We start from the raw sequence: 26389 nt of genomic DNA, 5'->3' as shown, positions 1-26389 counted from the left end.
AGATCATGTGATAAAAGGTAAAGAAGTATTACCAGGTGCGGCATATTTAGAAATGGCATATACAGCAATAAAAGCAGGAGCTCAAAATATTGTTGGAAAAGAATTAGATATAAGATTACAAGGTATTAATTGGAGATATCCATTTACATGTAAGGAAGCACAACGATTAAATATTGCTATAGGATTAGAAAGTAATGATGTACTATACTTTGAGATGTATGAAGATAGCAATAAAGAAGAGCTTAGAGTATATTGTGATGGAAAAGGTATAGTTGTTCCTCTTAAAGAAGTTGAAAAAGTATCAATTCAACAAATCAAAGAATTACATAAACTAGAAGAAATTTCAGCTAGTCAATGTTATGAGTTCTTTAAACAAAACGGTATTGCTTATGGTAATACGTTTAAGGTAATTCAACAAATGTATGTGGGTGAAGAATGCATACTTGCTAGAGTTGAATTAGCAGAAGAATGTATGAATGATTTTACAGAATACACATTACATCCAAGCTTAATAGATGGTGCAATTCATGCATGCATTGGATTTAATATTTATGAAGGAAAACAACAAATAGCTATTCCAGTATCAGTAGAAGCAGTAGAGATATATGGTGATTTAAGTACAAGTATGTGGGCATATATTACGAAGGATACTGCTAATAGATGTTGCATTAAGTTATGTGATGGAACAGGAAATGTTAAGGTGTACTTAAGTGGACTTGTGACAAAAGAAATAACAAGTATGCAACAAGAAAAAGTAGTAAATACAGTAATAAAAGAAACACCTGTTGTACAAAAAGTAGTTAAACCTGTAGATATTAAAGAAGAATCTAGCAAGTATATTAAGGAAATTATAGCTGGTGTTCTTAAGATGCCAGTAGAAAAAATAAATGATACTGCACAATTTGAAGAGTATGGTATTGATTCAGTAATAATTATGGATTTAACTCAGGAATTAGAAAAAACATTTGGTGATTTACCAAAGACATTGTTCTTTGAATACCAAACAGTAAATGAATTAGTAACATACTTTGTAGAAAATCATAAAGAAAGACTTAATGAAATAGTAGGTCCTAAAGAAGTTACAGAAGAAGTTGTAAAAGTAGTAGAAAATACAATTAAACCAAAAGAAACTGCAGCACAAAATACTTCTAATATTAAGGTAAGAAAGAGAACACAAGCAGCTAATAGAACAATTAATAGAAATGATGAAGCGTATGATATAGCTATTATTGGTATATCAGGAAAATATCCAGGCGCTAATAACATTGAAGAGCTTTGGAAAGAATTATTAGATGGAAAAGATTGCATTACTGAAATACCTAAAGAACGTTGGGATTATACAAATTACTATGATGCTAATAAGAATACTCCAGGTAAGACAAGCAGTAAGTGGGGCGGATTCTTAGAAGATGTAGATAAATTTGATCCATTATTCTTTAATATTTCACCACGTGACGCAGGAATCATGGACCCTCAAGAACGATTATTCTTACAATGTGCTTACGAAACAATTGAAGATGCAGGTTATACAAGAAGTTCATTAAGTAAATACAGTAAGAATGGATTAGAAGGAAATGTTGGTGTCTTTGTAGGAGTAATGTATGAAGAATATCAATTATATGGTGCACAACAACAGGCAAAAGGCAATAATGTAACTGTTTCAGGTAATATTTCTTCTATTGCTAATAGGGTATCTTATGTATTTAATTTACACGGACCAAGTATTGCATTAGACACAATGTGTTCATCATCATTAACAGCTATCCAATTAGCTTGTCAAAGCATTAGAACAAATGGATGTGAAATGGCAATAGCAGGTGGTGTGAACTTATCAATTCATCCAAATAAGTATTTATCAATAACTAATTTTGTGGCATCTGATGGACGTTGCAGAACATTTGGTGAAGGTGGAGACGGATATGTACCAGGAGAAGGTGTAGGAGCAGTTTTATTGAAACCATTAGAGAGAGCCATTGAAGATAATGATCAAATTTATGGTGTTATCAAATCAATAGCAATTAATCATGGTGGAAAAACTAATGGCTATACTGTACCTAATTTAAAAGCTCAAAAGAATGTAATAGATAGAGCAATTAAAGCATCTGGTATTAATCCAAGAGCAATTAGTTATGTAGAGGCTCATGGAACAGGAACAGCATTAGGTGACCCTATAGAAATAGAAGGATTAAAGAGAAGTTTTGAAGCTTATACTAGTGAAAGACAATATTGCGCAATAGGTTCAATTAAGTCTAATATTGGTCATACAGAAAGTGCATCTGGTATAGCTGGTATTACAAAAGTTTTACTTCAAATGAAGCATAAGAAGCTAGTACCATCATTACATTCAGAAGTACTTAATCCTAATATTGAATTTGCACAAACACCATTTAAAGTACAAAGAGAAGTACAAGAATGGAAGAGACCAATTATTGATCAAAAAGAAGCAAAACTTATTGCAAGTATAAGTAGTTTTGGAGCTGGTGGTTCAAATGCATATATGATTTTAGAAGAATATATACCAGAACATGCAATTACTACAGATACTAAAGCAAATGAAAAATTGATTGTATTATCTGCTAAGACAGAAGAAAAATTAAAAGTAGTTGCTAGTGAGTTAAAACAAGCAATTAGTGAACGTCAATTAACAAATAATGATTTAAGCAGTATAGCTTATACATTACAAGTTGGACGTGAAGCAAAAGAAGAAAGAGTTGCATTTACAGTAAATAGCATTAAGGATTTAAGTAATAAGTTAGATCAATTTATCGTAGATGAAGTGAACGAAGTAACTTTATATAGAGGCCATATAAAACATGATAGTGAAGTTACTAAATTTATTAAAGATTCTGAAGCAAAAGAGCTTATTGGTAAATGGATAGCAGCAGGGGCTTATAGCAAAGTATTAGAATTCTGGGTTCAAGGTGGAACTGTAAACTGGGAACAATTATATACATCTATTAAGCCAGTCAAAATTAGCTTACCAACATATCCTTTTGAAAAGGAACGTTTCTGGATTGTAGGAGATCAAGTAAATAATTCAGTAGGCAGCTATCAAATGCTACATCCAGTAGTACATAGAAATACATCTAATGTATTAGAGCAAAAATACATGACCAGTTTTAATGGTAATGAATTCTTCCTAGCAGATCACCAAATCGGTGAAAATAGTGTATTACCAGGTGCAGTTTACTTAGAAATGGTATATGAAGCTGTAAAATTAGCCGTTAAAGAAGCCGTAAAAGGTAAATATAGCATTAAGATAGAAGAGGTAAGATGGAGGAATCCATTTATTGCTGAAGAAAATCATGAAATTAATATTGGTTTCAGCCTACTTAGCGAAACGGAATTGAGTTTCAAGATATACAGTGTAGTAAGAGAAGACATACAAAAAGTATACTGTGAAGGTAAAGTTGTATTAGGTGCTAAACAATCAAGTACTTTAATAGATATTGAAGCAATAAAAGCTAATTGTAAGCAAAGAGAAATGTCTAAACAAGTATGTTATAGCATGTTTAGTGCAAATGGCATTAATTATGGAAAAGCACATCAAGTAGTAGAAAATATCCAAGTAGGTAATAAACAATTATTAGCTAAGATTAAATTACCAGAATGCTTGGAAGATACATTTGAAGAATATGCATTACATCCTAGTTTAATAGATGGTGCAATTCATGCAAGTATTGGATTTACAGATGAAGAGTACAGTAAGTTAGACATTCCATATGCTTTAGATTGTATAAAAGTATATCAAGCATTAAGTAAAGAAATGTGGGTACATACAGTAATACTTGATAATAATAAGTATGACATTACTGTATGCAATGAAGTCGGTGAAGTAAGTGTACAAATCCAAGGATTAGTATTAAAAGAAATGCCAGAAATCAAAATTGCTGGTAATGGTACATTTATTTACACACCAAGTCTTGTACCATATGAACAAAAGCAAAGTATGACAAAACAGTTTACAGAGCATCTAGTATTCATATATGGCACAAAAGATAAATATGATTTAACCAATTTAGACGGCAAGGTAACCTATTATAAAGTAGATGAAAATGAGATTGCTAAATCATATGAAGAAAGTAGTATTCAACTATTTAATATAGTTAAAACTAAATTAGCATCACACCTAAAAGCTGATTTATTAGTTCAGGTTGTTGTATTAAAAACTACACCAGCATTAGCAATGTATGAAGGCTTATTAGGTATGATTAAAACAGCTCAAAGTGAAAACTCAAAAGTTCATGCACAGCTTATTACTATAGAAGGTGATGTATCAGAACGTGAAATAGTAGAAGATATTAAACAAAGTGCATTGAATGTAGAAGTAGGAAAACTTCTTTATAAAGCAAATAGATGCTATACATATGAATGGAAAGAAGAAAATGTTACTTCAAGCATACAAAAACCATGGAAAGAAAAAGGCACATATGTAATCACTGGAGGAATGGGCGGACTTGGAATAACATTTGCAAAAGAAATTGTATCAAGTATACAATCAGGCCAAGTAATCTTATTAGGACGTTCAGCATTAAATGCTAATAAAGAAGAACAGCTTAAGAGCTTAAATAGAGGAAAAGTTCAAGTAGCATACAAACAAGTAGACTTAACCCAAGGAGCAAAATTAAAAACAGTTATTGAAGATGTTATTAATCAATATGGCGATATAAATGGTGTAATTCATAGTGCAGGTTTAGTAAGAGATAATGTAATTCTTAAGAAACAAGCAGAAGATTTAAAAGCAGTATTAACACCAAAAGTTACAGGTCTTGTAAATATAGATGAAGTAACTAAAGAATGTAACTTAGATTTCTTAGCTGTATTTTCTTCAATTGCTAGTATCAATGGTAATATGGGACAAAGTGATTATGCTACAGCCAATGGCTTTATGGATGCATATGGAACATATAGAAATAACCTTGTTAAGGCTCAAAAGAGATCTGGACAAACATATGTATTTAATTGGCCATTATGGAAAGATGGTGGTATGCAAATACCAGATGCTATTGTAACAACATTAAAAGATAGCTATGGTATGGCACCTTTAACAAATAAATCAGGAATTAAAGCATTTTATGATGTTATAGCTGCTAAGATTCCTCAAGCTTTAGTAATAGAAGGAAATGATACAAAAGTAGAAGAAAAATTAATAGCTCAATTAAATCAAGTAGCATCTAATATTACTAAAGAAACAATAAGCAAACCTAAGGTTCAAGAAATCAGAATAGAACGTAATGAAAAATTAAAACGTAAAGCAGTTAATTATATTAAAGAATTAGTTTCAGATGTACTTAAGTTAGCAGCTTCAAAAATCGATGCAAGTGCACCACTTGAAGACTATGGTATAGATTCAGTTATGATTATGGATTTAACAAGTCAATTAGAAAAAGTATTTGGAGAACTTCCAAAAACATTATTCTTCGAATATCAAACAATAGATGCACTTACAGAGTACTTTTTACAAAACTACAGAGATCAATTATATGAAATCCTAAGTATTAATGAGGTAATAGAAGAAGTAGCAGTAAGTGAAGAAGTTAGAGCTGATGAAGTTGAGGAAGCTGATGATTATAGAATAGGATTAAACTCTAGATTAATAAAAGCAACTTCTACAAGTCAGGATGAAGAGAGCTTAGACATGGCTATCATAGGTATATCTGGTCGTTATCCAAGTGCAAGAAATGTTAATGAACTTTGGGAAGCATTAAAAGCAGGAAAAGATTGTGTTACAGAAATACCAAAAGAACGTTGGGATTATCGTAAGTATTATGATAAGAACAGAAATGTACCAGGAAAAGTCTGCACTAAATGGGGAGGATTTATAGATGATGTAGATATGTTTGATCCATTATTCTTTAATATATCTCCACGTGAAGCAGAAATCATGGACCACAAGAAAGATTATTCTTACAGTGTGCTTATGAAACAATGCAAGATGCAGGATATACAAAAGAAGAATTAAGTCACTATAATTCAAACGGATTAGAAGGAAATATAGGTGTCTTTGTAGGTGTTATGTATGAAGAATATCAATTATATGGCGCACAAGAACAGCTAAAAGGTAGAAATATAGCTTTTACAGCTAATCCATCTTCTATTGCAAATAGAGTTTCATATGTATTTAATTTACATGGACCAAGTTTATCATTAGATACAATGTGTTCATCATCATTAACAGCACTTCAATTAGCTTGTAGAAGTATTAAAGCAAATGATTGTGAAATGGCTTTAGTAGGTGGTGTAAACTTATCAGTTCATCCAAATAAATATATTTTATTAGGACAAGGAAACTTTGTATCTAGTAAAGGTAAGTGTGAAAGCTTCGGAAAAGATGGAGATGGTTATGTACCAGGTGAAGGAATCGGTGCAATTTTAATCAAACCATTAAAGAAAGCTATTGCAGATGGAGATCAAGTTTATGGCGTTATTAAGAGCGTAGCTATTAATCATGGTGGTAAAACAAATGGTTATACAGTACCAAATCCAGTAGCTCAAAAGAATGTTATTGAAAGAGCAATTAAGACTTCTGGCATTAACCCAAGAGCTATTAGCTATATAGAAGCGCATGGAACAGGAACTTCTTTAGGTGATCCTATAGAAGTAGAAAGTTTAAGACAAGTATATACACAGTACACAGCAGATAAACAGTATTGTGCAATAGGTTCAATTAAATCTAATATTGGACATACAGAAAGTGCATCAGGTGTAGCTGGAATTATTAAGGTATTATTACAAATGAAGTACAAAACATTAGTACCATCATTACATTCTGAAGTATTAAATCCAAATATTGATTTTGAAAATACACCTTTTAAAGTACAAAGAAGTTTAGAAGAGTGGAAACGTCCAATTATTGATGGAAAAGAACAAGCATTAGTGGCAGGAATTAGTAGTTTTGGTGCAGGCGGATCTAATGCACATGTTATTATTGAAGAATATAATGAAAGTATTAAAGAAGTAAAACAAACTACACAAAAATCATATGCTATTGTTTTATCAGGCAAAAATAAACAAACACTATTCAAGCAAGTTGAATTATTATATAAAGCAGTAATAGAGCAAAGTATAAATGATGCAAATCTTTATCGTGTAGCTTATACACTTCAAGTTGGTAGAGATATGATGGATGAAAGGTTGGCAATAGTTGTAAATAGTATTGATGACTTGAAAAATAAATTAAAAGCATATATGGATAAGAGTGAAATAAATTCAGATATGTACACAGGTAACTATAAGGATAATAAGGAAGTTTTAGCATTTATTAAGTATGAAGAGATGAGAAATGTATTAAATGGATGGATTAAAGCTCGAGAATATGATAGATTCCTAGATTTATGGGTAAAAGGTGTAGACATTGATTGGAAGATTTTATATCAAGGAGATAAACCAGTTAAGATGAGTTTACCAACATATCCATTTGAAGAAATTAGATGTTGGGCAATAGATAATAATAGCAGTGAAACACTAGAAGAAGTAAGAGGATTACATCCATTAGTACAAACTAATACATCTAACTTAATCGAAAATAAATATTCTAGTGTATTTACGGGTGAAGAATTCTTCCTAGCAGAACATATCATTAATCATCAAAAGCTTTTACCAGGTTCTGCATATATTGAAATGGTACATGCAGCTGTAGAAATGTCTATTCAAGATATTCTTGAAGATGAGTATCAAATTACTATAGAAGATATGTTATGGATTACACCATTTATTTGTACAGGAAAAGATAAGATTTGTATTAGTTTAAATCCTATTAGTGATAATGAAATAAAATTTGAAATAGGTGAAGAGACAAAAGTAATTAATGGTGGTCGTAGGGTATATTGTAAAGGTAGTGTATTAATCACTATGGCAGAAGAAAAAGAAATAGTTGATATTCAGAAAGTTCGTAAACAATGTTGTCTAGGCGAAGTAGTACAGGAACCAATATATGAAGCGTATAAAGGTGTTGGAATAGAATATGGAGAAGCCTTTAAAGTTGTAGAAAAAGTATATATTGGTGAACAAAGAATTTTAGCTAAGCTAGTTTTAAAAGAGGAATATAGAAATACAATTGGAAATTATGTAGTACATCCTAGTATGATAGATGCAGCTATCCATGCTCAATTAGCATTAAAATTAGCACAAGAAAATGAGATATCAACAGCTTCTCCAAAGGGTGCAATATTATTTAAAGTAGATAAGATAGCAATTGCGTCTAGATGTACAGATGAAATGTGGGCTTCTATAGAGGTGAATAACCCAGAAGATAATGATGGTAGTACACAATCTTATAACATAGAAGTTTATGATACTGATGGTAAAGCTATTATAACAATGGATAATGTTACAGTGAAAAGTAGGGGTTAAAAACAGTTGATAAATCAGGATGATTAAAAACTAGATAAATACCTAGTAGATATACTATATATGTGTTATATAGTATATCTACTAAACATTATTGAAATAATGGGAGGTAAGTCATGGAAGATAGCGAAAAAATTCTTTGTGAGCTACTTTTAATAGAATTAAGGAAGACTGGTATATTAAGTGGAGAAGGTCCTACATTAAATGATATTAAAAGTAAAATAGGATTTGATAGTAAATATGACCGTTGGTTAGAGGAAACTTTAAGAGTTTTAGAAGGATATAATCTTATATCTATGGAAAATGGATTACCTATTGATAAATCAGGTTTAAATGATGGGGATTCAGAAATATTATGGTATCAATGGGAAGAAGCTATTGCAACAATTGAAACAGAGTCACAAAAGAATCTTGTTAGAATTATGGTAGAGAATTTAAGTGATATCTTAGTACAACGAGTATTGGCAACAGATATTATGTTCCCGAATTCTTCTTTTGAACTTGTAGAGGGAATCTACAAAGAAAATGAAATGGCTGATTATTGCAATAACGTTGTAACAGAAGTTGTAGAGAAAAAGATTAAAGAACTAATAGAGGATAATAGTAGTAGAAAGATTAATATATTTGAAGTTGGAGCTGGAACCGGAGGAACTAGCCAAGCTGTATTTAAAAAATTACAAGCTTATAAGAAGTATATAAGTGAATATTGTTATACAGATATTTCAAGAGCCTTTTTAGTTGAAGCTGAAAATAAGTTTAAAGCTAATAACGAGTATTTAAATTGTCAATTATATAACGTTGAAGAACCAGATTATAATAAAGATATTAAATATGGTGAATATGATATCGTACTTGCAACTAATGTATTACATGCAACAAAAAATATACATACAACCATGGCTAATATTAAGACATTATTAAATAAAGGTGGCATCATTGTTATTAATGAAGTAGTAAAAAAATTACTTTTCACACATCTTACTTTTGGTTTGTTAGATGGATGGTGGAGATTTGATGATCCAGAAGTAAGAATTCAAGGATCTCCATGTTTATCAGTAGAACGTTGGAAAAATGTTTTACAACAAGAAGGCTACCAAGAAGTTAGTTATCCAATGGGATTAGAAAAAAACTGGGATCAAGGAGTTATTGTAGCTATAAGTGATGGGAATGCATCAGCACAAGCTCAAGCGGCAATTGCTAAGCGTGAAGAAGTAGAACTTCCTAAGCCAGAGAAAAAGGTAAGTATAATAAGTAGGAGTAGAGGCGGAGATTTATTTAGTGAGGTAAGAGATAACTTATTAGATAATGTTTCAAATGCCTTGAAGATTTCTAAAGATAGGATTGAAGTAACAGAAGCATTTTCAAATTATGGTGTCGATTCGATTATTGGAGTAAGCTTGGTCAATGAAATTAATGACTCTTTAGGTATTGATTTACAAACAACAGATATATTTGATTATGGCTGTATTAAAGATTTGACTAAGTATATTGTAGAAAATTATAAAGATAAACTTAAACAGGTTAAAGAAGAATACATAGAACCTGTGAAAGAGAAAATTGCTGAAGTAGTTCATAATAGAGAAGCAAAAAGGATTAGTTTAAATTTCAAAAAAGAAGTTGGAATTAATATAAAGGGTAATACTATAGAGGAAGAAGATATTGCTATTATCGGAATGAGTGGAAGATTTCCAAAGTCTGGTAATGTAGATGAGTTATGGGATAACTTAGCTCAAGGAAGAGATTTAGTTCAAGCAATTGATAGATGGGATATTAGTAAATATCTAGAAGAAGGAGAAACGGTTTGTAACTATGGTAGTTATCTAGAAGATATTGATAAGTTTGATCCTTTATTCTTTAATATTTCAGGACAAGAAGCTACATACATGGATCCAGATCAAAGATTATTTTTACAAGAATCATGGAAGATACTTGAAGATGCAGGATATGCAGGAGATATGATTAAGGGTAAAAAGTGTGGTGTGTATGTAGGATGTGGTGCAGGAGACTATCAAGCATTATTTAAAAAAGTAGCACCACCACAATCTTTCTGGGGAAATACAGATTCCATTGTACCAGCAAGAATATCTTATTATTTAAATCTTAAGGGGCCTGCAATTGCTATAGATACAGCTTGTTCCAGTTCGTTAGTAGCTATGCATTTAGCCTGTCAAAGTTTAAGAACTAAAGAGTGTGATATGGCTATAGCAGGAGGAGTCTTTGTTCAGTGTGAACCACGATTCCATATTTCTTGTGATAGAGCCAATATGCTTTCTAAAAAAGGAAGATGCTATACATTTGATGATAGGGCAGATGGCATTGTATTAGGTGAAGGTGTTGGTGGTGTTTTACTCAAACGTTTAAGTGAAGCAATTAAAGATCGAGATCATATTTATGGTGTAATTAAGGCTTCAGGTGTTAACCAAGATGGTACGACAAATGGTATTACAGCACCTAGTTTAGTTTCTCAAAAGCGATTGGAAATTGAAACATACAAGAGATATAATATTAATCCTGAAAATATTCAAATGATAGAAGCACATGGTACAGGAACTAAGTTAGGAGATCCTATCGAATATGAGGCTTTATCACAAGCATTTAAAGAGTTTACTGATAAGAGAGATTTCTGTGTAATAGGTTCTATAAAAACTAATTTAGGACATGGTGTAACTTCAGCAGGTATAGCAGGAGTAATTAAAATATTGTTATCAATGAAAAATAAACAGATACCACCAATTGTTCATTTTGAAAAAGGTAACGAAAACATAAAATTTGATGATAGCCCATTCTATCTTAATCATAGTCTTAAAGAATGGGAAGTAAAAGATAAGGCAAAGAGATGTGCTGCAATTAGTGGTTTTGGATTTAGTGGAACTAATGCACACATAGTTATAGAAGAAGCGCCAGAAGAGAAAAGAAATCATATTGAAAGAAATGGTTATTTAGTTTTATTATCAGCTAGAAATAAGGAACAACTTAAGCAACAAGTTATGCAGTTAAATGAATATTGCATGAATCATAAAGAAACTGATTTAGGAAACATGTGCTTTACATTAACTGTAGGAAGAAAATATTTAAATAATCGTTTTGCAACAGTAGTTGAAAGTATAGAAGATTTTATTGAAGTAAGTAATGAATGGCTTGAAAAAGGAAAGAGTAATAGAGTAAGTATAGGAACAGTAAATACTACAACTTTAAGAGAACAGCCTTCATTAAGAAAGTATGGTATTAAATGTATTGAACAATGTAGTGAAGTAGATATTGATGAATTAGATTACATTGAAAAGCTACAGTTGATTAGTGAGTTGTTTGTACAAGGTTATGAACTTGAATATAATGAACTATTTGCAAAAGATACCTACTTAAGAATTTCACTTCCAACATATCCTTTTGCAAAAGATTCATATTGGGTAAGATATGATGATTTACCAGAAGAAAAGAAAAAAGGACAAATTCATCCATTACTACATGAAAACGTATCTATTATAAATCAACAAAGTTTAGTAGTACTTTTACAGGAAAAGAACATTTCTTAACAGATCATCAGGTAGAGGGTAAAAAGATATTACCAGGTGTAGCTTATATTGAAATGGTAAGGACTGCAGTTGAAAATTCTATGGCTGAAATAACTAATAAGAGAATTCAAATTAAAGAGCTAATTTGGATGAAACCAATTATAGTAGATAAGCAAGCAGTTGATATAAAAGTTGATATTAATAGTGAAGCTGCAGGAGATTATAGTTTTAAAGTCTATGAAAAAAATAAAAATACAGTATTTTGTAAAGGTCTCATTACTATTATAAATGACTCTAAACAAATGAGAGTAGACATTAATAGTATTAGAAATGAAATAGGGAACAATACATTAGATGCCAAAGTAATATATGATACATATGAAAAAGTAGGTATTAAATATGGAGAAAGTCACCAAGGAATTGAAGAGATGTATTTAGGTGATAATTGTGCTCTAGTTAAATTAAAATTACCAAGCTGTGTACGTAGTAATAAAGAACAATTTGTATTACATCCATCTATTTTAGATTCAGCGATGCAAGCATATGTAGGGATAGAAATAAGTAAGGATGGAAATCAAGCAATTGCTTTACCATATGCAGTAGAAACTGTTGATATATATAATAAATGTAATGATGACGGTTGGGCGTTAGTGGAAGTCCAAGAACAAGGCAATCTAAAAAAGATGAGAATAACTATAGTTAATCAAATGGGGCAGATTGGTGCAATACTAGATGGTGTTACATTTAAGCAAATAGGAAAAGGACAAAATGGGACAAGCACTAAAGAAAAAGTAAAAACACAAAATACAGAAATAAAACAGGATGAAACAAAAGAAAAAACCCTTATACTTACACCGCAATGGGAGATTTCTCATGTAGATAATAATGAAATAACTCCTTCAGTGGATGAAAATTTATTAGTTATTTGTAATGAGCAAGTTGATATAACACATATACAAGAAAAGTATAGCCATATAAGTAAGATATTAGTTCAACCTAATGAATCAGAAGAGTCTATAAGGCGTAAGTTGGAAGAGGTAGGGCAGATAAAGCATATTTTATGGGCACTCAAAACACCTGAAATTAGCGCCGTAAGTGATGAAAGAATAATTGATGAACAAGAAGTAGGTATCATTTATTTATTTAGGATGATTAAAGCATTAATTGAACTAGGATATGGGGTAAAACATTTAAGTTGGACAATACTCACAGAAAAGTCAGAGGGAGTTTTACATAATGATATAGTTAATCCAGTACATGCAAGTATACATGGATTTATAGGTTCCTTGGCTAAAGAATATCCAATATGGAAAATGAGGATAGTAGATATAGAAGATGTAAATAATTGGGATGTAAATAAGATATTTAGTTTACCATTTAATATAGATGGAGATGGTATAGCCATACGAAAAGGTGTTACATATACAAGCCAATTAGTACCTACAAAATTAACACGCCAAAATATTCAAAGTAAGTATAAAAAAGATGGTGTATATGTTGTTATAGGTGGTGCTGGTGGTATAGGCGTAGAATGGAGCAATATATGATCCAAAATTATAACGCTAAAATAGTTTGGATTGGCAGAAGACAATTAACAGAAGAGATACAAAGTAATATAGATAAAGTGGCAAAATATGGACAAGCACCTATGTATATTAGTGCAGATGCTACTGATCAAAATCAATTAAAAAATGCCTATAATAAGATTATAGATAAATGGGGTCATGTAAATGGAATAGTACATTCTGCAATTGTGTTGTTGGATAAGAGTTTAGCCAATATGATAGAAGAAAATTTCAGATTAGGATTAAAGACAAAAGTAAATCTCAGTGTAAGGCTTAGTCAAGTATTTAATATGCAAGAACTAGATTTTATGATGTATTTTTCATCAATACAATCTTTTATGAAAGCACCAGGACAAAGTAATTATGCAGCTGGATGTGTATTTGAAGATCACTATGCAATGAGGATGAATTCAGAGAACACCACATTAGCTAAAGTAATTAACTGGAGTTATTGGGGTAACACAGGAGTAGTTTCATCTCAAGAATATCATGAAAGAATGAATAAGATGGGTATGGCATCAATTGAAACAGAAGAAGCAATGAATGTATTAGAAAATTTATTAGCAGGTTCATTTAATCAATTAACAATGCTCAAGTTATTGTAAGAATTAGTAAAACCTAAGGAATAGGGGGAAAAGGATGTTTAATTTTGCACAGCATATAAAAAACGAAGTTATAGAAGTAATTCCTGAAAAAATACCTTCTATGATAGAAAGTCTAAAAAAATGTAGGATAGACAAGATTGATGTTGCAAGTAGTGTTAAAACAGAAAAAGACAAAAGTGATTTACTAATAAGAAGAATACTAGTTGCTATGTTTTGCAATATGGGATTAGAAAATAATATGACCCTTGAAACATTCATGAGTAAAGCTCATATTAAAGCAGAGTATAAAAAATGGTTGAAGGGAAGCTTAATAGATTGTAGTGATTACAATCTATTAAGCTATGATGCTATATCACAAAGCATTATACTTAAAGAAAATGAAAATTTACAAAGCCTATGGCGTGAATGGGAAAAATCACGAGAAAGAAAAGATGAGTTTAGTGCAACAGGTGATGCAATAGATGTTGTGTTAAGAGCGGTTCCAGATATATTAGTAGGTAAAGCTATAGCTACAGATGTTATCTTCAATAACTCATCATTTAATTTGGTTGAAAAAATATATAGTGGGAATAAGATTGTAGATTATTACAATGAAGTTTTAGTTAAGGTATTAGAAACATATGTAAAAAATAGAGTGAATCAAGATGCACACTCATCTATTAGTATTCTTGAGATTGGAGCTGGAACTGGTAGTACAAGTAAGCTTGTATTAGAAATGTTAAAAAGATATAACGGGTATATAGAAGAATACTGCTACACCGATTTATCAAAGTCATTTTTAATTAATGCAAAACGTACATTTGGAAAGAATATAGCTTATTTAGACTATAAGGTAGTAAATATAGAAGAAGACTTAGAAAAACAAGGAATTGAAGCAGGAAAATACGATATTGTTATAGCTACTAATGTATTACATGCTACTAAGAATATGGCAGAAACCATAAAAAACGCAAAATATGCTATGAAAAAGAATGGTTTATTATTTTTAAATGAAATTAGTAGTTTCACATTATTTAACCATTTGATTTTTGGAATGCTAGAAGGATGGTGGCTTTATGAAGATAAAGCTATTAGATTACCTAATACTCCAGCGTTAACACCAGAAGCATGGGAAATGTTATTACAAACTGAAGGATTTAATGAAGTGATTTTCCCTTGTAAAGAAGCACATAGTTGGGGTCAACAAATCATTGTAGCAGAGAGTAATGGTGCAATTAGAAGAAATAATCAAACGACACAAAGAGAAGTAGTAAAACCAAAAACAACACAGAAAATAGTAAAAGCTGCTCCAACTCAAAAAACTACTCAAGTTCAGAAGGCAGAAAAACAAGTAGATGTAGAACAAATAGTTATTGATACGATTATCACTAATTTAGCAACTACCTTACAAGTAGATAAAGATGATATTGGGTACAATGAAGCCTTTTCGGATTATGGAATTGATTCAATATCTGGTGTACATGTTATCCAGAGCATTAACGATGAATTAAACATACAGTTAGATACAACAGATATATTTGAACATAGTTCTCTTAATAAGTTGAAAGATTTTATTCTAGAACAATATAGTGAAGATATTCTAAAAGATAATCAAGTAGAAGATAATAGCATTGAAGTAATATATGAGACAATAGAGCCTGGAGATATAAGTAGTGAAGAAGAAATTACACAGACATTTAGCTTTAATAAAGAAGTAGTAAGTCATAACACTAATACACATAAAGTGGTGGATAGTGAAATGATACAAAGTAAAGTAGAAAAACTTATATCAGAGAAGCTCTCACAAGTATTAAATGTAGAAATTGATGAGATTGGAATGCAAGAACATTTTTCAGACTATGGCATAGATTCTATTTCAGGTGTGCATGTAATTCAATCAATCAATGATGAGTTACATATTGAATTACAGACAACAGATATATTTGCGTATTCTACTATTGAAACATTAACAGAATATATCTTAGATGAATTCAAAGATTCATTAGACTTTGAAGAAGAAGTAAAAGATATAATTCAAGAAAAAGAAGATTACGTTAGTATAGAAGATGAAACCATATATACTCCTATAAAAATTACTCAATCTATGGAATCATTTAATGATGAGATTAAGAGAAGTTATGAACCTGAGGAAACTTATAGAATGTTAGATGAGGTAGCAGATACAGACATAGCTGTAATAGGAATGAGTGGTAAATTTGCTCAATCTAATAATATTGATGAATTGTGGAAACACCTTGAGCATGGAGATGATCTTGTTAGTAAAGTTACAAGATGGGATTTAACAAAATATACTCAAAAGGAAAAGTTCTGTAATTATGGAAGCTTTATTGAAGGTATAGATGAATTTGAACCAGGTTTCTTTAATATAAGCCCATTAGAAGCAACATATATGGATCCTCAACAACGTTTATTTTTACAAGAATCATGGAGTGCATTAGAAGATGCTGGATATACCAATAATATACATGATGCAGAAAAATGCGGTGTATATGTAGGATGCATAAGTGGAGATTATCAGGGATTATTCGGAGATGACACACCACCACAATCTTATTGGGGAAATTGTAGTTCTATTGTACCAGCTCGAATTGCCTATTACTTAAATCTTCATGGACCAGCGATAGCAATAGATACTGCTTGTTCTAGTTCGTTAGTTGCTATACATCTAGCATGTCAAGCACTTTGGTCAAATGAAATAAATATGGCAGTTGCGGGTGGTGTATTTGTAGAAGCAACTCCTAGTTTCCATAGACTTTCAGAAAAGGCTAATATGCTTTCTGTAACAGGTCATTGTTATGCATTTGATAATAGAGCGAATGGATTTGTGCCAGGTGAAGGCGTAGGCGTTGTTATTTTAAAACGTTTAAAAGATGCAATTGCGGATCATGACCAAATTTATGGTGTAATTACTGGTTCAGGCATGAATCAAGATGGCAGTACAAATGGTATTACAGCGCCAAGTGCTACAGCACAAGAAAAATTAATTACTTCAGTATATGAAAAATTCAATATTAATGCTGAGAATATAGGACTCGTAGAAGCTCATGGAACAGGAACAAAATTAGGAGATCCTATTGAATATAATGCTATTACTAAAAGTTTTAGAAAATATACTGATAAAAAACAAAGTTGTGCAATTGGTTCAATAAAAACTAATTTAGGACATACAGGTGCAGCAGCAGGTGTTACAAGTTTAATTAAAGCAATTTTATCAGTAAAAAATAAAAAACTTGTACCATCACTTTGTTATGAAAGTGGCAATGAAAATATTAACTTTGAAGCAAGTCCATTTTATGTTAATACAGAGTTGAAAGATTGGAGACAAGAACCAAATAAGAAACGTTATGCAGCAATTAGTTCATTTGGATTTAGTGGAACTAATGTTCATACAGTTGTAAAAGAAGCACCATTAAAAGCTAAATATACTCAGGTAAAACCAGCATACATATTTATGCTATCAGCAAAAACTGATGAACAGTTAAAACAATATGCTGAGACAATGGTGAAATATGTAGAAGAACATGATGAGTTAGAAGCAGCAGATATTAGTTTTACATTATTAATAGGACGAAAACATTTTGCTAATAGATTAGCATTTGTATATAGAGATAAGGAAGAATTGATTAGAATTCTTGAGGGATGGCTCTCAAATAAACAAGTAGCTGTATATAGTAACGAAGTTAATGAAAAGAAATTTAGAGAGAAAGCAGCTGTAAGAGAAGAAGGAAATGAATACATTGAACAAACTTTAAGAGTAATAGACTCACAAACATATATAAGACTTCTAGAAAATATAGCTGAATTATATGCTCAAGGATATAATTTAAGATACAAGGAACTGTTTGAAGGTTCAGATTACGGCAGAACAAAATTACCAACATATCCATTTGCTAAAGAACATTATTGGGCTACAGGTAAATTAGGTGAAGAACCTCATAATAATGTTAAGGTAATGAATGAAACACCGATAGCAGTGTCTGTTAAAAAGGAATCTAAGGTAGTTAGAAATAAAGTTTCAAGGGAAGAAATAGTAGGTAAATTAAAAGAGATATTAAAAGATATTACGAAATTACCAGTACAAAAGATTAAAGAAGACACAGAGTTCGATGAGTATGGTATTGATTCAATTATGGTAGAACAAATGAATCAAAAAATAGAAAAAGAATTTGGAATTTCAGATGTAACATTATACTTTAAGTACAAAAGTATAGAAGAACTTGCAGACTACTTTGAAGAGGCTGGAGATCTTTATACTACAGTTGATGAAAAAGATATAACTGAAATAATAGAAGATAAAAATCAGGAAGTAAAAAAAGATACTTTAGAAGATGATATCGCTATTATTGGACTTGCTGGTAGTTACCCAATGGCAGAAAATTTAGATGAGTTATGGCAGAATTTAAAAGAAGGTAAGGACTGCATTACAGAAATTCCAAAAGAACGATGGAAGTTAGATGGCTTTTTTGAGGCACAGCGAACAAAAGCAGTATTAAATGGTTTAAGTTATAGCAAATGGGGTGGATTCTTAAAAGACATTGATTGCTTTGATCCATTATTCTTTAACATATCACCAAGAGATGCAGCGTTTATGGATCCTCAAGAAAGGATTTTCCTTGAAACAGCTTGGAAATGTTTTGAAGATGCTGGTTATACAAGACAAGGATTAAAAGGCAATAAAGAAGGAAATAAAGTTGGTGTTTTTGTAGGAGTTACTCATAATAATTATCAACTTAATATGGCAGAAGCAGCTATTGAAAAAAATCAAAGAATGTATGTGGCTAATAGTACAATTTATTCTATCGCTAATAGAGTATCATTTGTTATGAATCTCAATGGGCCAAGTTTAACTGTAGATACGGCTTGTTCATCATCTTTATATGCTATAAGCTTAGCGTGTGATAGCATTAGAAGTAAACAATCAACGATGGCTATTGCTGGTGGTGTTAATTTATCACTACATCCTAGCAAATATATTACATTATCAGCAGGACAATTTGGTGCTGAAGATGGAAGATGCCATGCCTTCTGTGAAGGAGGAACAGGATATGTGCCATCTGAAGCTGTAGGTGCTGTATTATTAAAACCATTAAAAGATGCTGTTAGAGATGGAGATATGATATATGGCGTTATTAAGGGAAATGGTGTGAGTCATGCAGGAAAAACAAATGGTTATACTGTACCAAGTACAAAAGGACAATATTTAGCAATTGAGTCTGCTGTAGAAAGAAGTGGTATAAATCCAAGAACTATTACATGCATAGAGGCTCATGGAACAGGTACTGCATTAGGAGATCCAATTGAAATTACAGGATTAACAGATGTATTTAAAAAGTATACAGATGAAAAACAATTCTGTGCAATATCTTCTATTAAATCCAATATAGGACATGCAGAAGCTGCTGCGGGTATTGCGCAACTTACAAAAGTATTGTTACAAATGAAGAATAAGGCACTAGTTAAAAATGTAATGCATGGTGAAACTTTAAATCCTAATATTAACTTTAAAGCTACACCTTTCAAAGTACAAGAAAACACAGAAACATGGGACAAACCTATTATAGCAGGTAAAGAATACCCAAGAAGAGCAGGTATCTCAGCATTTGGAGCAGGTGGAGCAAATGCACACATTATCGTTGAGGAGTATGATATGTGTAATAAGAGCAAACAGCAAAATGGAGAAGGCAAACAATTAGTTATTTTATCTGCAAAGACAGAAGAAGCTTTAAGTAGAAATGCAAAAGAATTATTAGGTTGCATTAAGCAACATGAAGATATGAATATTTCTGATATTGCTTATACACTTCAAGTAGGTCGAGAAGCAATGGAAAAGAGAATTGGAATTGTAGCTGATAGTATACAGTCATTAGAAGCTAAATTAGAAGAGTATGTAGCTGGTAATAAAGAAATAGCTAATTTATATTATACAAATGATGAGGCTGTGGAAGAATTAACTAAAGAAGCCATTATTAACTTATATGAAACTAGACAGTATGATAGGATTTTAAAATTATGGGTTAATGGCATCAATGTTGACTGGAATTTAATTTATACAGAAGGTAAACCAAACAAATTAAGTTTACCAACCTACTCATTTGAAAAAGAACATTATTGGATTGCAGCAAGTCAAGACTTTTTGAAAGGTGAGCAAGTAGTAGATGTAAAACAAGAAAAGGAGAGTATTGATAACATAGCTGAGCAAGAGAATAAATTAGTAGTGTTTAAGGAAGAATGGGTTGAAGCATTAAGGGAAAACGATAAGAGAAAGAACATAAATAATATTGTTTGCTTTGCAGGTGAAGAAGAAACTAAAAACACCTTTTTAGCTGTAGTGAAAGATGCTAATCCAGATTGTAAAGTAGTATTTGTTAAATCAAGTATGAATCAAGAAGCTATGAATAATATACTACTTAATATCAAGGAACAGGAAAAATCGGTTGATGCAATAGTTTATTTAAATCCAATAGAAGAAAGCCAGTATGAAAATAATTATTTAGATATAGTAAGACTTTTAAAAGCTATAAAAAATGTAAGTTTAAGAGTCAATAAATTAATTGTAGCAGGTGAATTTAGTAATAATGTAGAAACATGTTATCAAGAAGCTATGATTGGATTTGATAGATCTTTAGGGCTTATCACAAATACAAAATTTGCAGTAGTATTTAACGAAATAACAAATAATAGGGAGTATGATTTAAATAAAGTCTTAACTCATGTTTATGAAGAATTATGTCAGGATAATGTACAAACAGTTTTATATAAAGATGAGTTAAGAATGATTATGAAAGCTAAAGAAATACAAATAGAAAATACAAAGTATGAAGTTAAAGAGAATGGTACATATGTAATCACTGGTGGTTGTGGAGGACTAGGTTTGATTGTTGCAAAACACTTTGCTAAGCAACATAAAATTAATCTAGTATTAGTTGGTAGAAGTGAATTAAATGAAGAAAAACGAAAAGAAATTGCGCAGATAGAAGAACTTGGAACGAATGTTCTTTATGTACAGGCTAATGTAGGAGATTTAGAAGAGATGCAAAATGTCGCTTATCATGCTAAAAAGTGTTTTGGCAGTGTAAATGGTGTAGTACATTGTGCAGGTATTGAAAATTATAGGATGGTATTTGAAAAAGAGTTAAATGACTTTAAGTGTATTATTGAACCAAAGATTAGTGGAGCAATTAATATTGATAAGGCATTTAAAGATGAAAGTCTTGATTTTGTATGTTATTTCTCTTCAACAGCGGCTGTATTAGGTGATTTTGGTTCTTGTGATTATGCTATTGCAAATAGATTCCTTATGAGTTATGCCAAATATAGAATGCAATATATTAACAATGGAAAGACATTTGTTATATGTTGGCCAATTTGGCAAGATGGAAAAATGAATGTAATGGATAAAGAAAGAACTCAGATGTACCTTAAATCAAGTAGTCAAGTGCTATTAGATACAGTTAATGGGCTTGAAACGTTAGATAAAGTACTTTCTCAAGAAAGTGGTGAACAAATAGTATTTTTAGGTGAGCCAAATAAAATTAGACAATTTTTAAATATTACTGGAACAACTCCATCTAGAAATATAAGAGTCAAAGAGGAAACAAAAGTTAAGGAAAAAGTAAGTATTAAAGTTATAGATAAGAACTTAAAAGCAGGGAATGAAAGTAAACTAAAGAAACTTATATTAAATGATGTACGACGTTTGGTAAGTGAAGTTATTTATTTATCAATAGATAAATTAGATGATAATAAGAATTTTGCAGATTACGGATATGATTCAATTGCATTTATGAGCCTTGCAGAGGTTATGACAGAGCACTTTAATGTAGAAGTAACACCAGCTATCTTTTATGGATATTCTACAGTTAATCAATTAGTAGAACACTTGATTACTAATGAAAAAGAAGGAATGCAATTATTATATAACTGTGAAGATGAGGAAGATAAAGTAGAAGAAAGTTCACTACAAGGGGAAGTAACCCAGGAAGAAGGGTTAGAAAAAAATAATATATTAGAGGATATGATAGAGATGCAGGAGATAAAAAGTAGTGTAAAAGAAAATGATCCGATTGCAATCATTGGAATGAGTGGTAAATTTGCTGGAGCTAATAATATTGATGAGCTTTGGGACATTATCAAATCAGGCAAATCTATGATCACAACATTACCAGAAGATAGATTTTCAAAAGAAAATATTAAACCAAGCTGGGTTGGTGGTTTTGTGCCACAAGTAAAAGCGTTTGATCCAAGTTTCTTTGAAATTTCACCTAGAGAAGCAAATGAAATGGATCCTAGACAAAGACTATTATTAGAAGAATCTTGGCATGCATTAGAAGATGCAGCATATGGCGATTCTGATATAAATAATGAAGTAATTGGAATGTTTGTTGGAGCAGAGTCAGGAGATTATCAATTAGTAAGTGGAATAGATGTTCCTATAACAGCAAATCACCTTGGTGTAATGGCTGCAAGACTATCTTATTTCCTTAATTTAAAAGGTACTAATATGGTAATTAGTACAGCATGTTCATCTAGTTTAGTAGCATTACATCAAGCTTGTTTAAGTTTAAAAAACGGAGATTGTGATACAGCCATAGTATCTGGTGTTAACTTACTTTTAGCTGCTGAAACATTTGAATCAATTGATAAGGCTAGAATGATATCACCAACAGGAAAATGTGCAGCTTTTGATAATAAGGCAGATGGAATGGTTCCAGGAGAAGCTATTGTATCAATTGTTATTAAACCATTAAGTAAAGCTAAACGAGATAAGAATCCAATTTATGCAGTTATTAAAGGAACAGGTACAAATTATGATGGTAAAACAAATGGAATTACTGCTCCGAGTATGACAGCTCAAGCCGATTTATTAAAATCAGTATATGAAAATAATAATATTAATCCTCAAGAAATAGATTATATTGTAACTCATGGAACAGGAACTAAATTAGGTGATCCAATAGAAATTAATGCATTAAAGAATGTATTCACAGAGTATACAAGTCAAAAAGAATTCTGTGCAATTACATCAGTAAAACCTAATGTAGGACATGCATTTGCAGCATCTGGTCTTGTAAGTTTAGTTAGTTTAGTATTAGCTATGAAGAATAAGACAATTCCTATGAGTATAAATTGTGATGAAGAAAATGAATTCTTTAAACTAGATAAATCTCCATTCTATATTAATAAAGAAAGCAGGGAATGGAATAGTGATCATAAGAAACGTTTAGGGGCAGTAAGTGCATTTGGTATGAGTGGAACAAATGCTCATGCGGTAATTGAAGATTATGATGAGAACACAGTTAAAGAAAAACAAGGAACAAATCCTTATTATATATTAACATTTTCATCTAAAACACAAACTGCATTAGATGCAGCGATAAATCAATTCGTTCAAGATATTAAAAATAGAAAAATCCAAGGTAGTATAGAAGAAATATGCTATACCATGAATACAGGTAGACGCCACTTTAAATATAGAAATGCATATATTATAAAGAATAATACAAGTCTAGATGAACTTGCAGATCAAATCAAATTAGCTAAGGTAGGGGAAAACCTATATACAGGTGTTGTAGATAAACACTTTATGGAGAAGAAAGCTATTAAACGTTGTATTACGGACTTATTGTCTGATTGTAAAAATATTAAGGATGATAGAGAAAAATATCTTGATACACTTGAAGTGTTAGCAGAATTTTATAGTGAAGGCTATAACTTAGATTGGAGTTCAGTATTTGATTCTAATATCAATAAGTTACATATGCCAGGTTATGTATTTGATGATAAGTTATATTGGGTAAATGAGAAAAAAGAAGTTATAGCACAGAAAAAAGAAGTTCTTCAAGAAACACAAGTAGTACAAAAACCTATAATTGAAAAGAAAGAAGTTAAGAAAGAACAAACTGCTATTACCCAAAAGATTAGTGGAAAAGTAGAGGTTTCTAAAAAGGATGAAAAACCTAAAGCAGTTGCTACTGTTAATAATATTGTTACACTAGTTACATTAGATGATATACCTGAGATAGATATGACAGTGATAGGATCTAAAGTAGATATTGTTAAATTAGAAAAGATTAATAAAGTAGAACCTAGTGTTAACACAGTAGAAACTACGGAAGTGAAAAAAGAAACATCCATTTCTAATCAAGTTACATATGATGAGATTGTGGATGTATTAGGCAAAAAGTTAAGTGAAGCTTTAGGAATTGAGTTAGATGAGCTAGAACAAGAAAGTTCATTTATAGATATGGGAGTAGATTCAATAGTAGGTGTAGAATGGATAGAGAATATTAATAATACCTTTAATATTAATATAGAAGCATCTATGATTTATCACTACTCAACATTAGAAGAACTAGGAAAGTATATATATGAAATAGTAGGAACAAATACTATTGCGATTGAAGAAGAGCCAGTTGTTGTAGAAGAAACAAAATTAGAAGTTAAGCCAGAAAATACGTTAACAGATAAAGAGGCAGATATAGATTTAAGCAAGGTAAAAGATGTATTACAAACTAAGTTAGTTGAAGTAATGGGTATCGAAAAAGATGATTTAGATATGGACACATCATTTATAGATATGGGAGTAGATTCAATAGTAGGTGTAGAATGGATAGAAAGTATTAATAATACCTTTAATCTTAATATAGAAGCATCAACTATTTATCACTATTCAACAATAGATGAGTTAGGTGAATATATATATCAAGAATTAGGTGCAGGATCTAAAACACTTGAAGAGCACGATGTTCAAAAGATTTCAACTGAGGAAAGTACAGCTCAAGAAATAGCAGCTAGTGAAGAACAAGTAGTAATAAGTGAAGAGGCAAGTATAGATCCAAGTAGAAATATAGAAGAAATAAAGAATACACTCTTAACAAAATTAACTGAGGTTATGGGAATAGATGATGATTTAGATATGGATACATCATTTATAGATATGGGAGTAGATTCAATAGTAGGTGTAGAATGGATAGAAAGCATTAATAATATTTTTAATCTTAATATAGAAGCATCTATGATTTACCACTATTCAACAATAGAAGAATTAGCACAATATATAGAGGAACAATTAAATTAATAATACGATATATAAAGGAGACGATAAGTATGCGTCAAGTAGGAATCGAATTAATGAATGCTTTTGGTGGGACAGCTGTATTAAACGTAAGTGAATTAGCTAAATATAGAAATCTTGATAATAAAAGATTTGATAATCTATTAATGAAAGAAAAGTCAGTAGCAATGCCTTATGAAGATACTATTACTTTTGGGGTAAATGCAGCGAAACCTATTATTGATATGCTTACAGAAGAAGAGAAAAATAGAATAGAATTATTAATTACATGTACAGAATCTGGTATTGATTTTAGTAAATCAGTTAGTACATATATTCATGAATATTTAGGATTAAATAGGAACTGTAGATTGTTTGAGATGAAAAATGCATGTTATGCAGGGACAGCAGGTTTTCAAATGGCTATAAATTTCATTTTAGGACAAGCATCACCAGGCGCTAAAGCTTTAGTAATTTCTTCTGATATTTCTAGATTTGCTATTGAAAAAGGTGGCAATGTTTTGTCAGAAGACTGGGCGTTTGCAGAACCAAGTGTAGGTGCTGGAGCTGTTGCAATATTAGTAAGTGATAAACCTAAAGTATTTAGAGTTGATATAGGTGCTAATGGATATTATGGACATGAAATGTTTGATACATGTAGACCTATGCCAGATAGTGAAGCAGGAAATTCGGATGTTTCATTAATGTCTTATCTAAATTGTTGTGAGCAAACATTCTTAGAGTATAAACGTAGAGTATCAGATGATGTAAGTTATAAAGATACATTTGATTATTTAGTTTACCATACCCCATTTGGTGGTATGGTAAAGGGTGCACACCGTAAAATGATGCGTAAGATGGTAGGCGCAAAACCAGATGCAATTGAAGCAGATTTTGAAGAAAGAGTTATGCCAGGATTAAATTATTGCCAAAGAGTAGCGAACATTATGGGAGCTACAGTATTCTTAAACTTAGCAAGTACTATTGATCATGGTGAATTTAAGACACCTAAACGTCTAGGATGTTTTTCTTATGGTTCAGGATGTTGTTCAGAATTTTATAGTGGGGTGGTAACAGCAGAGGGAAAAGAAATCTTAGCCAAAATGAATATAGAAGAAAACTTAAATAAACGTTATAAGTTATCAATGGAAGAATATGAACCATTATTTCAAGATGAAAATGTAGTAAAATTTGGAACTAGAAATTTAAAAGCAAATACTAATTATTGCCCATATGAAGCAGATAGACCATTGTTAGTACTTAAAGAAATAAAAGAATTCCATCGTGAATATGAGTGGATATAAA

6 protein-coding genes and 1 pseudogene are annotated in these 26389 nt (G+C 31.0%); all 7 read left to right on the top strand.

Annotated features, from left to right (window positions below; genetic code table 11):
- Positions 1-7: 7 nt before the first annotated feature.
- A pseudogene (locus tag JCM14822_RS03120) lies at positions 8-7204 on the top strand (beta-ketoacyl synthase N-terminal-like domain-containing protein); the annotation flags it as partial.
- Positions 7205-7215: 11 nt separating this feature from the next.
- Positions 7216-8352 carry a polyketide synthase dehydratase domain-containing protein gene (locus tag JCM14822_RS24770; RefSeq protein ID WP_408606174.1) on the top strand — a complete coding sequence of 379 codons (1137 nt, stop codon included), beginning with the start codon at positions 7216-7218 and terminating at the stop codon, positions 8350-8352.
- Between the two features lie 113 nt (positions 8353-8465).
- Positions 8466-11882, top strand: coding sequence for a beta-ketoacyl synthase N-terminal-like domain-containing protein (locus JCM14822_RS03110; protein ID WP_054739561.1), 3417 nt, complete (start codon positions 8466-8468; stop codon positions 11880-11882).
- Positions 11825-13408, top strand: a complete 1584-nt coding sequence (locus JCM14822_RS03105) for a polyketide synthase dehydratase domain-containing protein (RefSeq protein WP_083461235.1) — start codon at positions 11825-11827, stop codon at positions 13406-13408. The genes JCM14822_RS03110 and JCM14822_RS03105 overlap by 58 nt, the downstream gene beginning before the upstream one ends.
- On the top strand, positions 13405-14031 hold the full coding sequence (locus JCM14822_RS03100) for an SDR family oxidoreductase (RefSeq protein ID WP_172674755.1): 627 nt from the start codon (positions 13405-13407) through the stop codon (positions 14029-14031). The genes JCM14822_RS03105 and JCM14822_RS03100 overlap by 4 nt, the downstream gene beginning before the upstream one ends.
- 34 nt (positions 14032-14065) lie before the next feature.
- Complete coding sequence (locus JCM14822_RS19910) at positions 14066-25108, top strand: SDR family NAD(P)-dependent oxidoreductase (protein ID WP_054739557.1); 11043 nt, start codon at positions 14066-14068, stop codon at positions 25106-25108.
- Between the two features lie 29 nt (positions 25109-25137).
- Entirely contained in the window at positions 25138-26388 is a 1251-nt protein-coding gene (locus JCM14822_RS03090; protein ID WP_054739556.1) for a hydroxymethylglutaryl-CoA synthase family protein, read from the top strand.
- The last annotated feature ends 1 nt before the right edge of the window (position 26389 follow it).

It is taken from the genome of Cellulosilyticum ruminicola JCM 14822 (assembly GCF_001311925.1).
GTDB lineage: Bacteria > Bacillota > Clostridia > Lachnospirales > Cellulosilyticaceae > Cellulosilyticum > Cellulosilyticum ruminicola.
This window is presented reverse-complemented; position numbering and strand designations above follow the sequence as displayed.